The following is a 13,594-nucleotide window of genomic DNA, read 5'->3' as shown; positions in this document are numbered from 1 at the left end:
CTTAGAGCGCTAACAAAACTACTACGCAGCCGCCAGGCGGGCGAGGCCGGTGCTCGGAATCCTCATGTACCCCCCCTTGTACACTCCGGGTTCCTGCGGGCCGTCCACGCCCGCCTGACGACCGCTCGCTACGTTTTGTTAGCCACTCTTACCAGATCCTGACCCGCTGCTCCGGCGCCAGATACAGCTGCTGATCATGTGTCACATCGAAGGCCCGGTACCACGCATCCAGGTTACGCACGGTTTGCGCGCGGAAGCGGCCAGGCGCATGCACGTCGGTGAGCACGGCATTGCGCAGCGCCGCGTCGCGGTACTTGCCGCGCCATGCCTGCGCAAAGCCCAGGAAAAAGCGCTGATCCGGGCTGAAACCATCCAGGGTCTGGGGCTGCTTGCCCTGCAGCGACAACTGGTAGGCATCGCATGCAGTGGCCAGGCCCGCAACGTCGGCGATGTTTTCGCCCAGCGTCAGCTTGCCATTGACCGACAAGTCGTCGAACGGTTGGTAGGCGCTGAACTGCGCGGCCAAGGCATCGCCCGCGCTCTCGAATTTTTTCAGGTCTTGCGGTGTCCACCAGTTATGCAGCTCGCCGTGCTCGTCGAACAGCGCGCCCATGTTGTCGAAGCTGTGGCTGATCTCGTGCCCGATCACCGCGCCGATCGCACCGTAGTTCACCGCATCGTCGGCGGCGGGGTCGAAGAACGGCGGTTGCAGGATCGCCGCAGGGAAGATCAGGCGGTTTTCCAGTGGCACGTTCAGCGCGTTGACCTCCTGCGGCAGCATGTACCACTCGCGATGGTCGACCGCCTTGCCCAGCTTGGCCAGATTGCGGCGGTATTCGAATACCTCGGCGCGTTGCACATTGCCAAGCGCATCATCGCGGCGCACATCCAGCCCGCTGTAGTCGCGCCAGGTGTCCGGATAGCCGACCGCCACCGTCAGGCCGGCGATTTTCGCCTTGGCATGCTGCTTGGTTTCGGCACTCATCCATTCCAGTGCGTCAATGCGTTTGCCGAACGCGGTGATGATGTTCTTGACCATCTCTTCGGCACGCGTCTTGGTCTGTGCGCTGACGTACTTCTGCACGTAGCGCTTGCCGACCGCTTCGCCCAATGCGGCATTGGTCGCGTCGATGCCGCGTTTCCAGCGCGGGCGCTGCTGCGGGGTGCCTTCCAGCGTGGTGCCGTAAAACGCGAAGCGCTCGTCGGCGAAGGCTTTGGACAGGTAGGGCGAGGCGCGGTCCAGCACGCGGAAGCTCAGATAATCCTTCCAGGTCTGCAGCGGCTCGGACTGCACCAACGCCGACAACCCACTCACCGCGCGCGGCTGCCATACGATGAAATCCTGCTGTGCGTTGAGGCCGGCTGCCTCGAAGAACACCGGCCAGTCCAGGCCGGGCGCGTTGGTCGCGAAATCGGCCTGTTTCCAGGCATTGGCGCCAGCCTGCACATTGTTGGTCTGCTCAGGGGTCGCGTGCACGCGCGCCATGGCGATTTCCAGTGCCAGGATGCGCTCGGCCCTGGCGGGCGCATCATCGATGCCGGCCAGCTCCAGCAGCGTGACGATATGCGCGCGGTAAGCCTCGCGCAGTTGCGCCATGCGCCCGCCGTCCAGGTAGAAACTGCGCTCGGGCATGCCCAGGCCGCCCTGCACCAGATAGGGCACGTAGCGGCCTGGGTGATGCAGGTCCTGCGACACCCACAGGCCGAACAGCCGGTCGGTATGGAAATTGGTGGAGTTGAGCAGATCCACATCGGCACACAGCTGGCCGCCCAAGGTGCGCGCAAGGGCCTGCTTGTCGTCGAGCTGCGCGATTGCCTCCAGTTCCGGTTGCACCGGGCGCACGCCCTTGGCCTCGATGCTGGCTTCGTCCATATAGGCGGCGTAGTAGTCGCCGATCTGCTTGTCTTCGCCGGTGACGCGGTCGTTGGCGGCAGCGCCTTCGATGATGTCGCGGCTATGCCGCTCGGTCTCGATGGCGATGGAAACGAAACTGTTGAAGCTGGCGCGATCTTCCGGAATCTGCGTGCGCTTGACCCAGTTGCCGCTGGCGTAATCGAAGAAGTCGTCGCCCGGCGCCACGCTGCGATCCATACCGGCCACATCGAAGCCGAAATCGCCGAGCTTGGGCTTGCTAGGGGGCGGCGCCGGGTGCGTGCTCGCGGCCGGTGTCGCGCCATCGCGGTGGCATGCGGCGGTGGTCAGCAGCGCGGCAGACATGGCGGCGATCAGGACGGGGCGATGCAAAGAAGCCATGCGGCGCAGCTCGTATAACCAAAACGGACAGCACAGTGTAGTGGCCTGCAGTGCCGGGTGCCGGCTCCAGGGTAGCCTTGGCTGCGGATCGGGGTGAGGCGGACACGCTCTGTTCAGCGCCGGCGTTGGTACCAGAAGCCGAGTGCGTCGCGGGTCTGCAGCATGCGCCGTCCGCGCCACAGAAACCGCAACAGCAGGCCCAGGTGCTCACGCTTGGAAAAGCTGCGCAGCTTGCGGTCGGAGGTGTGCACGGTCTGGCGCAAGATCACAAAGCGTCCGCAGCGCGCCAGGGCGCGACTGAGCGCCACATCTTCGCCGGCGTAGTACCGCGTACGGCCGATGCTCGGAATCGCCGTGTACCACCTGCGTACACTTCGGTCCTGAGCGTGCCGTCCGCGCCCACCTGTTGGCTGCCGCTACCTGCTAGAGGCTCTAAACCATGGCAGCACGGCTCAGCGGTTGACCGCGCCCATCATCGCTTCCGGGTAGCGCGTGCCAGCCGCCGCTTGCGGCGGGAAGATGGCATCGATGCGGGCCAACTCGTCCGGCATCAGGGCTACATCCAGCGCAGCGATGTTTTCTTCCAGATAGGCCAGCCGCTTGGTGCCCGGAATCGGAACCAGGTCCTGGCCCTGCGCCAGCACCCAGGCCAGCGCCAGTTGCCCGGGCGTGATGCCCTTGTCGGCAGCGATGGCCTTGACCTGCTCCACCAGCTGCAGGTTGCGGGTGAAGTTTTCGCCCTGGAAACGCGGCGAATGGCGGCGATAATCGTCGGCATCGAAATCGTCCGGCGACGAAAACGCGCCGGTCAAAAAACCGCGTCCCAGCGGCGAGTACGGTACGAACCCGATGCCCAGTTCGCGCACTGCGGCAAACACGCCGTTGTCTTCCGGCTCGCGCGACCACAGCGAATATTCGGTCTGCACCGCCGTGATGGGGTGCACTGCGTGCGCACGGCGAATGGTGGCTGCGGCCGCTTCCGACAAATCGAGAAAGCGCACTTTGCCCTGTTCGACCAGGCGCGCCATCGCGCCCACGGTGTCTTCGATGGGCACGTTGGGGTCGACGCGGTGTTGGTAGTACAGGTCGATATGCTCCACGCCCAGCCGACGCAGACTGGCTTCGCACGCGGACTGCACATACGCCGGGCTGCCATCGATGCTGCGCACCGAGGGGTCGTTGGGGTCGAGCTTGATGCCGAATTTGGTGGCCAGAAATACTTCATGCCGGCGCGAGGCAATCGCCCTGCCGACTAGCACTTCATTGGTGTGCGGGCCGTACATGTCGGCGGTGTCGAGCAAGCTGATGCCACGATCGAGCGCGCGGTGGATCACCGCGATCGAGGCGGCCTCGTCGCTGCGGTCGCCATAGAACGCGCTCATCCCCATGCAGCCAAGGCCCAGGGCCGAAACGGTGGGGCCGGAACGGCCAAGCGTGCGGGTTTGCATGGTGGGGGACTCCGTGCAGCAAAGGGTCGGGGAACAATGGCGTGAAAGGCGTTAGCGCGATGTGGCCCACGCGCTAACGCACAGCCCGCGCAGGTCGCAGGCAGTGCTGCCGACCTGCGCGGGCTGTTGTGACGTGATCAGCCCTTGAGCTTGGCGGCAATTTCGGCCACGCGCTTGCCGAACAGCTTGGCGGTTTCCAGATCGCCGCTGCGCGGCGCTTCGTCCGGCGACGCGTCCGATGGCGAGATCGCCAGCGCACCACCCCAACCGCCCGTCCAGTTCACGTCCTGCGGACCATGCGCCTTGGTGCTGGCCGGCGGCAGCCCGGTGCCCACCCAGATCTGGCCATGCTGTTGCGACAGGGTCCACAAATACTGAATGGTGGCGGCCTTGTCGCCGTTGGCCGATGCCGAATTGGTGAATCCGGCGGCGACCTTGTCCTTCCAGGCCTGCGCAAACCACGGCTTGGAACTGGCATCGGCAAATTTCTTGAACTGCCATGCCGGGCCGCCCATGTAGGTGGGGCTGCCGTAGATGATGGCGTCGGCGGCACTGATGGCGTCCCAGGCCTCGTCGGGCAGGTTGCCGTCCTGGTCGATGCGGTACAGCGTGGCGTCGCCGACACTGGCCGCGCCTGCGTGCACGGCTTCGGCCTGCTTGACGGTGTGGCCGTAGCCGCTGAAATACACAATGACGATCTTGCTCATGGGCACTCCTGTTGAACGGGGAGCCAGATTGTGCGCACACCGGTCGCGACAGCAGAATGACCACGCACGGGACGAACTGTTGCCGCGGTCGTTTGCCGCAGCGGGTTAGCATGATGCGCCTGCCGAAATGCCGCGCGTGCTTGTGTGACCAGTTCCCCAATCCCGATACCAGATCCCCGCCGTAATGGTACACGCACCGGATCAGCGACACGTTTGTTGGCACCGCTTCGGGCTCAACCAGGTCCCGGCTCGGCCATGCATTCGATCAGGTAATCGATGAAGCTGCGCACCTTCGGCGCCAGATGGCTGCGGCTGGTGTAGACCGCAAAGATACCGACTTCGCCCAGTGCGTATTCGGGAAGAATGCGCACCAGGCGCCCGGCGGACAGATGCGGCTCGGCCAGAAAATCCGGCCGCATCGCGATGCCTTGCCCGGCCAGCGCGGCAGCGTCCGGTGGGCGAGTAGTGATAGAGCAGGCATTCGTGGCCGGCCAGATCGGATGGATGTCGCGGCGTACCCGCACGCGCCAGATAGGCCGGCGATGCTATGCGGACCGTCCCCAACTGCCGTGCGATCAGCATCGGCGCCGGCTGACGAGTGATGCGGATGGCGACGTCGAAGCCTTCTTCGACCATGTCGACCAGACGGTCGGACAGCGACAGGTCCAGCTCCACCTGCGGGTAGCGCGCGCGAAAGCCCGGTAGCAAGGCGCCCAGGCGCTCGATGCCGTAGCTCACCGGCGCGTTCACCCGCAGCACGCCGGCCGGCTCCAGTGCCTGCGCGCCAATGGTGGCCTCCAGGTCGTCCAGATCGGCGAGCAGCTGCAGGCAGCGCTGGTAGTAGGCGCTACCGGCACTGGTCAGGCTGACCCGGCGGGTGGTGCGGTTGAGCAGGCGGGTGCCGAGCCGCTGTTCAAGCGCGGCAACCTGGCGGGTAACGCTGGCAGTGGAGCGGTCCAATGCATCGGCGGCGGCGCTGAAGCCGCTGCGCTCGGCCACGGCGGTGAACACGCGCATCGCATCGAGGGTATCCATGGCAGGTCCGATTGTTACCTCAAGAGAAATAATCTATATGAAATAAGTGGATTTATCGGAAACTTTGGAAGGATAGGCTGTGGTGGTGATCCTCTACCGAGTCCGTGCCATGACAAGCGCCTTCGCATCTCCACGCACCGCCGCCTATGGCACTTACCTTGCTGCGCATCAGCCTGGGCGGGCTGTTTCTGGTGCATGGTTTGACCAAACTGCTGGTTTTCACGCCGGCCGGCACCGTGGCGTATTTCCAGTCGCTCGGCCTGCCCGCCGCGTTGGCGTACGTCAGCATGACGCTGGAACTCGGCCTTGGCGTGTCCTTGCTGCTGGGCACGATTGTCACGGTGCATGGTGCCAACGGATTCGGTTTCTCCAACCCGGGCGGCGGCTGGGAATACCCGGCGTTATGGACGGTGTTGCTGATTGTCCAAGCGTTGCTCGGCGACGGTGCGTTTGCGTTGAAGCCGTCGCGCTGATGCTGTTTCATCCATCAAGGAGCTGTCCATGACCCGCTTGCCCTCCCTGTATATCTCGCACGGCTCGCCGATGACTGCGCTGCAGCCGGGGCAGGTCGGCGAGCGCCTGGCCGACCTGCGGCACGCGTTGCCGCGGCCGCGGGCCATCGTGGTGGCGAGCGCGCATTGGCTGGGCCGTCGCCCGCTGGTCAGCGGTGCGTTGCGGCCGCAGACCATTCACGACTTCGGCGGCTTCCCGGCGCCGTTGTACGCGCTGGACTATCCAGCGCCCGGCGAGCCGGCATTGGCGCAGCAGATCGTGCGCCGGCCGGAGCAGGCCGGCCTGCATCCGCACCTGGACCCGCAGCGCGGCTTCGATCACGGCGTCTGGGTGCCGCTACGCCTGTTGTATCCGGACGCCGACATCCCGGTGGTGTCGCTGTCGATCCAGCCCGAGCTGGGACCGGCGCACCAGTTCGCGGTGGGACGCGCGCTGGCGCCGTTGCGCGATGACGGCGTGCTGGTGATCGGCTCGGGCAGCATCACCCACAACCTGCATGACTTCCGCCACGGCTACAGTGCCGAGCGCGAAGCGCCGTACGTGCGGCCCTTCATCGAATGGACCGAACGCAAGCTGCTGGACAACGACATCCCTGCACTGCTGGACTACCGCCGCCAGGCGCCGCATGCCGAACGCGCGCATCCCAGCGACGAGCACTGGCTGCCGCTGTACGTGGCAATGGGCGCAGCCGGCGACGACCGGCTCGGTGCGCAGCGCATCGACGCCGGTATCGATGCGGGCTTTCTCGCCATGGATCTGTATCGCTTCGATGGCCCTGCAGCGATGGCAGACCCGGTCGCGGCATAACACCGGGTGCAGACGTGGGCGCATCGGTGTACTTGAGAGCCAAGCGCTGCAATGCCGATGCGGATGGCGCAGCCGCAGGTTCGACAGGGGCGGGGCGCATGCAGTCGCGAGCAGCCGGAGCACGCCAACCCGCAGCGCTCTGAAGCATTCACGATCGTGTGCAGGCGAGTCTCATAGGCTGAGACGCCACCGCTGCATGCTGCCCGCGTGAAAATCCTCGACAAGCTCGCCGTCCTCGCCGACGCCGCCAAATACGACGCCTCCTGTGCTTCCAGCGGCGCCAACAAGCGCAATTCGCTGGGCACCGGCGGCATCGGCAGCACCGAGGGCATGGGCATCTGCCACTCGTACACGCCCGATGGCAGATGCGTGTCGTTGTTGAAGATCCTGCTGACCAATTTTTGCATCTTCGACTGCGCGTACTGCGTCAATCGCGTGTCCAGCAATGTGCGGCGTGCGCGCTTCACGCCGGAAGAAGTGGTCACGCTCACGCTGGACTTCTACAAGCGCAATTACATCGAAGGCCTGTTCCTGTCCAGCGGCATCATCCGTAACTCCGACTACACCATCGAGCAACTGGTGGAAGTGGCGCGGCAGTTGCGCGAGGTGCACCATTTCGCCGGCTATATCCATCTCAAGACCATCCCGGATGCGGCCCCGGAGTTGCTGGCGGCGGCCGGACGCCATGCCGATCGCTTGAGCATCAACGTGGAGTTACCCACCGAACAGGGCCTGACGCTGCTGGCACCGGAAAAAAGCGTGGGCGGCATCCGCTCGGCGATGGGCGAGCTGCGCTGGCGCATCGAAGAAAACCAGCTCCAACGCAAGGCTGAAACGGTGCGCCGTGCCAAGCCGCCGCGCTTCGCACCGGCCGGGCAGAGCACGCAGATGATCGTCGGGGCCGACAATGCCAACGACCGTAGCATTCTGGACACCAGCCACAATCTCTACGGCAATTACCGCATGCGCCGGGTGTATTACTCGGCCTTCAGTCCGATCCCGGATGCCTCGTCCAAGCTGCCGTTGCAGGCACCGCCCCTGCAGCGCGAGCACCGGCTGTACCAGGCCGACTGGTTGCTGCGTTTCTACGAGTTCACTGTGGAAGAAATTGCGCCGGCGCAGTCCAGCGGCATGCTCGACCTGGACGTGGACCCGAAGCTGGCCTGGGCATTGCGTAACCCGGAGCGGTTTCCGGTGGATCTGAATGCGGCGCCGCGCGAAATGCTGTTGCGCGTCCCGGGCCTGGGCACGCGTAACGTGGAGCGACTGTTGTTGTCGCGGCGGCATGCGCGCTTGCGCGTTGGCGACCTGGCGCGGCTGCGCGTACCGATGAAAAAGCTGCTGCCGTTCGTGAGCGTGCTCGATCACCATCCACGGCAGCGCCTGGACGATCCGGTGAGGCTACGGGCGCAGTTGGCGCCGGCGCCTCGGCAGGCGGGGTTGTTTGATTGAGCATTTTTCCGCCCGCAGCGATGCTGCCTTCTTCTTCCACTGGACAGTGTCCTCCTTCATGAAGCGGAAGGCGCCCGAAGCGTGGATGAGGGCGCGCGCGCCTGCGCGGTGGTACCGATAACGTCGCTGTTGACGGGAGCCAAATGCCAGCGTTCGCAAGTCCCCAATCCCGAGTCCGAATCCCGAATCTCCCGCTCAATAGCATCTGACCCCGCCAGCGCAGGTACCGTGCATGCTGGCAACGGCATTGCGCGGCCGTACGGTTCCAAAGCGCATGTCGGCACCCCTACAAGAGCAAGGCAAGCGATGTTCAACGCCAACGTGGAACCCGCATGGAGTTTTGAAGCATGGCGTGCGTTGGCACGGGCAGGCTGGTGCGCGCAGGTAGAGCCGGACGATGTGGCCTGGCATGGCGGTGCGCAGGGCGGCTTGCTGATGGGGCAGGGCCTGTTGGAGTTGCCGGCCGTGGTGCCGCCACCACGGGTCTCTGCAGATTTCATGCAGCTGGCGGCCTCGGTGCTGTGTCACCGCGACCCGCAACGGCACGCCGTGTTGTATCGCTTGCTGTGGCGCGTTGCTTCTGGAGAAAAAGCCTTGCTGGAACGCGCCACCGATGTGGATGTGCACCGGCTACGGCAATGGCAAAAAGCGGTGCAGCGCGATACGCACAAGATGAAGGCCTTCGTGCGCTTTCGCCGTCTGCCCGGGGGAGAAGAACACTTCGTGTCCTGGTTCGAGCCCGAGCACTGGATCGTGGATGGCGTAGCGCCGTTTTTTGCGCGCCGGTTTGCCGGCATGCGCTGGGCCATCCTGACCCCGTACCGCAGCGTGCGTTGGGATGGGCAGGCATTGACCTTTGGCGAAGGTGCGGTGCGTACCCAGGTGCCAGCCGACGATGCGCAGGAGACGCTCTGGCGCACGTATTACGCGCATATCTTCAACCCGGCGCGGCTCAACCCGACCATGATGCGGCAAGAAATGCCGCAGAAATACTGGAAGAACCTGCCCGAAGCCACGCTGTTGCCGGAGCTGATCCGCGAAGCCGGCGTGCGTGTGCGCGAGATGGCCGAGCGCGCGCCCGAGCCGGTGCGGCGACGGGTGCCGGCGGCGCCCGTGCCATTGCCGGAAGTGGCAACCCAGAGCCTGGCGCAGTTGCGCACTGCCGCACGCGATTGCCGGCGTTGCGAACTGTGGCAGCCGGCAACGCAAACGGTGTTCGGCGAAGGACCCGACGATGCGTCGGTGATGGTGATCGGCGAGCAGCCTGGCGATGAAGAGGACTTGAGCGGTCGTCCGTTTGTCGGGCCCGCCGGGCGCCTGTTCAACATGGCATTGGGCGAGCTGGGTGTGGACCGCGAGAAGTTCTACGTCACCAATGCGGTCAAGCATTTCCGCTTCGAGCAACGCGGCAAGCGGCGGCTGCATCGCAATCCCGAGCGCACCCATGTGCAGGCCTGCAGCGGGTGGTTGCAGGCCGAGCGGGCGCAAGTGCGTCCGGCGCAGATCGTCTGCCTGGGCGCGACTGCGGCGCAAGCGGTGTTGGGAAGCCGCTTCCGGTTGATGCGCGAGCGCGGGCAATGGCAGCGCCTGGACGACGGCACGCCTGTGTTGACCACGGTGCATCCGTCCTGGGTATTACGCCAGCCATCGACGGATGCGCGCGAAGAAGGGTATCGCGGATTTGTCGAAGATCTTCGTCAGTTGCTGGATCCACCGCCGCCGCCCAGCGATCGGTCGAGATAGAGAAAACGCGTGCCGCACGGGCAAAAAAATACGCCTGCAAGGGCACGCGCACGTTGTCGGAGAATCAGGACACCAAGCGGAGCCACCGGCACGCCGGTCGCTCCATCACCGCCGCTTCGCGGTCTGATTGCGGTCGCTGGGAGCTGGCTCGCGCAACGCGTAGCATGTTGAGCGAAGCTTTGTCTGCGCTGGTGCGCTCGCAGATCAACGGCCACCCACTGCAGATCAGTGCCGCAGATATGCTGATCAACGGTGACAACCAGAATCTAACGGTCAGCCGTCAGGGATTGCCTCTTGCTTGCCCACTACCGAAATAACCGAGGCATCGTTCGTGTCGAAGTCGAGCAACGTCCGCGCTTACCAGACGGTCGCCTCATCGACGTAAAGCCTATTTAAAAAAACGCCTCTGCACTACTGCACGCTGGATGAAAACACCGCGCCATCGGCGGAAAAACCGCATTCCGCCGATGGCAGCATGGGTGCGTCAGCAACGACGCGTCGCGGTGCGACTGCAGGCCATTACGGCATCAGTACCTTGTCCACCACGTGGATCACGCCATTGCTCTGCATGACATCGGCGATGGTGACGTTGGCGGTATTGCCCTTGACGTCGGTGATGGTGACCTTTTTGCCATTGAGCTTTGCGGTCAGCGGCTCGCCCTGCACGGTGGTCAGCGTGGTGCTGCCGCCGCCGGCCTTGATCTTGGCGATCAGCGAGGCGGCATCCACCTTGCCCGGCACCACGTGATAGGTCAGCACCTTGATCAGCGTCGCCTTGGATTCGGGCTTCAGCAAGGTATCGACGGTGCCGGCCGGCAATGCCGAGAAGGCCGCATTGGTCGGTGCGAACACGGTGAACGGGCCCGGGCCCTTCAGCGTATCGACCAGGCCGGCGGCCTTGACGGCAGCGACCAGCGTGGTGTGGTCCTTGGAATTGACCGCATTGTCGACAATGTCCTTGGTCGCCAGCATCGGCGCGCCGCCAACGGTCGGATTGGACGCCGCATAGGCGGGGGCCAGGGCGCTGGTCAGGGCAAAGGCGGTGGCAACGGCAAGCGACTGGAATGAAGTCTTCATGAGGCATCGATCCTTTTGGGTTGGCGATCGCCTGGATGGCAACCGTAGCGTCAATATGCACCTGCGAAACGACCGGATGCATCACGCTGTTTTGACATTCATCACCGCGTTTGGCGTGGTGAGGACGGCGTCAGAGGAAAGTGCAGGCACCGGTGCAGGAGTGGGCCAACACCGACTGCGATACGACACCGGTTGCCGCACCCGGCATGCGCTTCCCGCGTCATTCGAGGCCACAGCGCGGTGGCTCGCAGCGTTCCAAGGAAACACCAGGGCGATACGCAATACCCCATCCATGCCTTCGGCTCGATCGGATCGATTGCTCACGCACTCTCCGGCCGATGCAGACTGGCTTGTGTCGAGAACGCCGGCCGCGCTTGCGGAAACACCTGTGCGTGCGTCGTCGTATCGTCCTTTACTGCTGGCGCTGCAGCAGCTCCCCGTCGCGTCGATGCGCTATCGACTTGCCGCAGGCTGCGCGCTTGAAGATCGTCATTGCGCCTGTCTCCATTCGCCAGCGTATCGGACGCCGGCCAATTGAACCGAACCGCAACAACCTTGCTGTATCGCCCACACAGGTCAAGGTGCGGGCCACTGCGGTGGTTTTCATCATCGGGTGCAACACGGTATGGTCCGGTAAGTGCGTTGTTGTGCGTCGCAATATGCGACGCCGCACGTGCGGCCGTTCTTCCATTCCGGGCCCTTCATGCATTCGATCGATGTCGTCCTCGCCATGTTGCTGGCGGTCGCGGCCAGCGGGTACCTCATCCGCATCCTGCCGTTTTCGCTGCCGTTGCCGTTGGTCCAGATCGTGCTGGGTGCGGTGGTCTCCGGCGTTTTCGATGCCGGGCACGAGCTGGAACCGGAGCTGTTCTTCCTGTTGTTCCTGCCGCCATTGCTGTTTCTGGATGGCTGGCGCATTCCCAAACAAGGCCTGTTCCGCGACAAGGCGGCCATTCTGGAATTGGCGTTGGGGCTGGTCATCTTCACGGTGATCGGCGCCGGCTTCTTTATTCATTGGCTGATCCCGGCGATGCCGCTGGCCGTGGCATTTGCGCTGGCGGCGATCATTTCGCCCACCGACCCGGTGGCGGTGTCGTCGATTGCTTCCAAGGTGCCGATTCCCAAGCGCCTGATGCACATCCTGGAAGGCGAGTCGCTGCTCAACGACGCCTCGGGTCTGGTGTGTTTCCAGTTCGCGGTAGCGGCGGTGCTGACCGGCACCTTCTCGGTGGCGGCCGCTTCGCTGACCTTTCTGTGGGTGGCGCTGGCCGGCCTGGCCCTGGGCGTGGCGACGACCGTCGGGTTGAGCCGCATCCAGGTCTGGATCTGGCGGCATTTCGGCGAGGAGCCCGGTTCGGCGATCCTGGTCAACCTGCTCACTCCATTTGCTGCGTATCTGCTGGCCGAAGCCTTCCATGCGTCCGGCATCCTGGCCGCAGTCGCTGCCGGCATCACCATGAGCTACGTGGAAATGGCCGGCAACGCGCCCGGCAATATGCGCCTGCAGCGTTCGGCGGTGTGGGACACGGTGCAGTTCACCTTCAACGGCATCATCTTCGTGCTGTTGGGCGAGCAGTTGCCGGGCATTTTGGACGGTGCGGTGCGCAGCGTGCAGGAGGCCGGGCACCTCAATCCCTGCTGGCTGGCGGTGTACGTGGCCACCATCAGTCTCAGCCTGATGGCCTTACGTTTTGTGTGGGTGTTTCTGTCATTGCGCTGGAACATCTTCAAGGCGCAGTGGCGTGGCGAGGCGCATGTCAGCCCGCCGTGGCGAATCGTGGTGGCGGTGTCGCTGGCCGGCGTGCGCGGTGCGATCACCCTGGCCGGCGTGCTCACGCTGCCGTTGATGCTGGAAGACGGCTCGCCCTTCCCGGCCCGCCAGTTGGCGATCTTCCTGGCGGCCTCGGTCATCCTGGTCTCGTTGCTGGTGGCCAGCGTCGCGTTGCCGCGGTTGTTGCGCGGGCTGGAGCTGCCCGAGGAAGAAGACGAGCAGCTCAAGGAAGACCTGGCCGTGAAAGCCGCTTCGCAGGCGGCGCTGGATGCAGTGGAAAAGCTACGCCAGCGGCTGGTGGAAGACAGCAAGCATGCCGAGCGCTACAACGCGGCGGCCAACCAGGTGAGCCAGCGCTATCAGCGCAAGCTCGGTGGGGTGGATATGGCCGAGACCGATCCGGAAGAGGCGGTGGCCTACGAAAAGGCGCTGCGCCAGTTTCGCCATGCGGCCCTGGTGGCCGAACGCAACGAGCTGTTCAAGTTGGCCCGGCGGCGCGAGATTTCCGACGACCTGTCGCGACGGCTGGTGCGCAATCTGGATCTGATCGAGTCGCGCAAGCGCGCGTGAGCGCGCTCACGCGCGCGGGAATCGGGAATCGGGAAATGGGAATCGGGAAATGGGAAATCGTAGGAGCCGGGCGGTCATGCGGTCGTTGTCGTGCAGGAGCTCGCTTGCGTACTGATGCACATCACGCGCAGGCATGCTCAGGCTGATCTGCGTGTTGGCCCAGGTGTTGGGGACCTCGGGAGACAGCATCCCATCTGAGCCACTCCCATCGTCACGG

At 64.5% G+C, this 13,594-nt stretch carries 9 protein-coding genes, 1 other RNA gene and 3 pseudogenes; 6 read left to right on the top strand and 7 right to left on the bottom strand.

Going from position 1 to position 13,594, the window contains the following annotated elements:
• Positions 1-64 precede the first annotated feature (64 nt).
• Positions 65-144: non-coding RNA, sX9 sRNA (locus XAXN_RS21960), on the top strand.
• 4 nt (positions 145-148) lie between these two features.
• Here XAXN_RS21960 and XAXN_RS17280 read toward each other — a convergent pair.
• The 5 genes and pseudogenes from XAXN_RS17280 to XAXN_RS17260 form a co-directional block, all read right to left on the bottom strand.
• A complete protein-coding gene (locus XAXN_RS17280) occupies positions 149-2,218 on the bottom strand; it encodes a M13 family metallopeptidase (RefSeq protein ID WP_054320461.1) in 2,070 nt (689 codons plus the stop codon).
• A 149-nt stretch (positions 2,219-2,367) separates the two neighbouring features.
• Positions 2,368-2,586, bottom strand: a pseudogene (locus tag XAXN_RS17275) (glycosyltransferase); the annotation flags it as partial.
• 120 nt (positions 2,587-2,706) lie between these two features.
• On the bottom strand, positions 2,707-3,702 hold the full coding sequence (locus tag XAXN_RS17270; RefSeq protein ID WP_054320459.1) for an aldo/keto reductase: 996 nt from the start codon (positions 3,700-3,702) through the stop codon (positions 2,707-2,709).
• A gap of 137 nt (positions 3,703-3,839) precedes the next feature.
• On the bottom strand, positions 3,840-4,409 hold the full coding sequence (locus XAXN_RS17265) for a flavodoxin family protein (RefSeq protein ID WP_042823844.1): 570 nt from the start codon (positions 4,407-4,409) through the stop codon (positions 3,840-3,842).
• Between the two features lie 233 nt (positions 4,410-4,642).
• Positions 4,643-5,444, bottom strand: a pseudogene (locus XAXN_RS17260) (LysR family transcriptional regulator).
• 109 nt (positions 5,445-5,553) lie between these two features.
• Here XAXN_RS17260 and XAXN_RS17255 point away from each other — a divergent pair.
• The 4 genes and pseudogenes from XAXN_RS17255 to XAXN_RS17240 all read left to right on the top strand — a co-directional run bounded on the left by XAXN_RS17255 (position 5,554) and on the right by XAXN_RS17240 (position 9,959).
• Positions 5,554-5,917, top strand: a pseudogene (locus XAXN_RS17255) (DoxX family protein).
• Positions 5,918-5,945: 28 nt separating this feature from the next.
• A complete protein-coding gene (locus XAXN_RS17250; RefSeq protein WP_042823840.1) occupies positions 5,946-6,764 on the top strand; it encodes a dioxygenase family protein in 819 nt (272 codons plus the stop codon).
• A gap of 207 nt (positions 6,765-6,971) precedes the next feature.
• Positions 6,972-8,216 carry a putative DNA modification/repair radical SAM protein gene (locus XAXN_RS17245; protein WP_054320457.1) on the top strand — a complete coding sequence of 415 codons (1,245 nt, stop codon included), beginning with the start codon at positions 6,972-6,974 and terminating at the stop codon, positions 8,214-8,216.
• Positions 8,217-8,522: 306 nt separating this feature from the next.
• Positions 8,523-9,959, top strand: a complete 1,437-nt coding sequence (locus XAXN_RS17240; RefSeq protein ID WP_042823838.1) for a UdgX family uracil-DNA binding protein — start codon at positions 8,523-8,525, stop codon at positions 9,957-9,959.
• Between the two features lie 519 nt (positions 9,960-10,478).
• On the opposite strand, the gene XAXN_RS17235 is transcribed toward XAXN_RS17240, so the two are convergent.
• Positions 10,479-11,036 carry a fasciclin domain-containing protein gene (locus tag XAXN_RS17235; protein ID WP_042823836.1) on the bottom strand — a complete coding sequence of 186 codons (558 nt, stop codon included), beginning with the start codon at positions 11,034-11,036 and terminating at the stop codon, positions 10,479-10,481.
• A 703-nt stretch (positions 11,037-11,739) separates the two neighbouring features.
• Here XAXN_RS17235 and XAXN_RS17225 point away from each other — a divergent pair.
• Positions 11,740-13,377, top strand: a complete 1,638-nt coding sequence (locus XAXN_RS17225) for a Na+/H+ antiporter (RefSeq protein ID WP_054320455.1) — start codon at positions 11,740-11,742, stop codon at positions 13,375-13,377.
• Positions 13,378-13,383: 6 nt separating this feature from the next.
• On the opposite strand, the gene XAXN_RS22785 is transcribed toward XAXN_RS17225, so the two are convergent.
• A partial coding sequence (locus XAXN_RS22785; protein WP_209018946.1) for a hypothetical protein occupies positions 13,384-13,594 on the bottom strand: 211 nt, incomplete at its 5' end.

This window comes from Xanthomonas axonopodis (assembly GCF_001304695.1).
GTDB classification, from domain to species: Bacteria; Pseudomonadota; Gammaproteobacteria; order Xanthomonadales; family Xanthomonadaceae; genus Xanthomonas; species Xanthomonas axonopodis.
This window is presented reverse-complemented; position numbering and strand designations above follow the sequence as displayed.

Excerpts from the sequence above, each read along its gene's own strand:
- XAXN_RS17225 (WP_054320455.1), top strand. The coding sequence starts at position 11,740 with ATGCATTCGATCGATGTCGTCCTCGCCATGTTGCTGGCGGTCGCGGCC.
- XAXN_RS17250 (WP_042823840.1), top strand. The coding sequence starts at position 5,946 with ATGACCCGCTTGCCCTCCCTGTATATCTCGCACGGCTCGCCGATGACT.
- XAXN_RS17265 (WP_042823844.1), bottom strand. The coding sequence starts at position 4,409 with ATGAGCAAGATCGTCATTGTGTATTTCAGCGGCTACGGCCACACCGTC.
- XAXN_RS17270 (WP_054320459.1), bottom strand. The coding sequence starts at position 3,702 with ATGCAAACCCGCACGCTTGGCCGTTCCGGCCCCACCGTTTCGGCCCTG.
- XAXN_RS17240 (WP_042823838.1), top strand. The coding sequence starts at position 8,523 with ATGTTCAACGCCAACGTGGAACCCGCATGGAGTTTTGAAGCATGGCGT.
- XAXN_RS17280 (WP_054320461.1), bottom strand. The coding sequence starts at position 2,218 with ATGTCTGCCGCGCTGCTGACCACCGCCGCATGCCACCGCGATGGCGCG.
- XAXN_RS17235 (WP_042823836.1), bottom strand. The coding sequence starts at position 11,036 with ATGAAGACTTCATTCCAGTCGCTTGCCGTTGCCACCGCCTTTGCCCTG.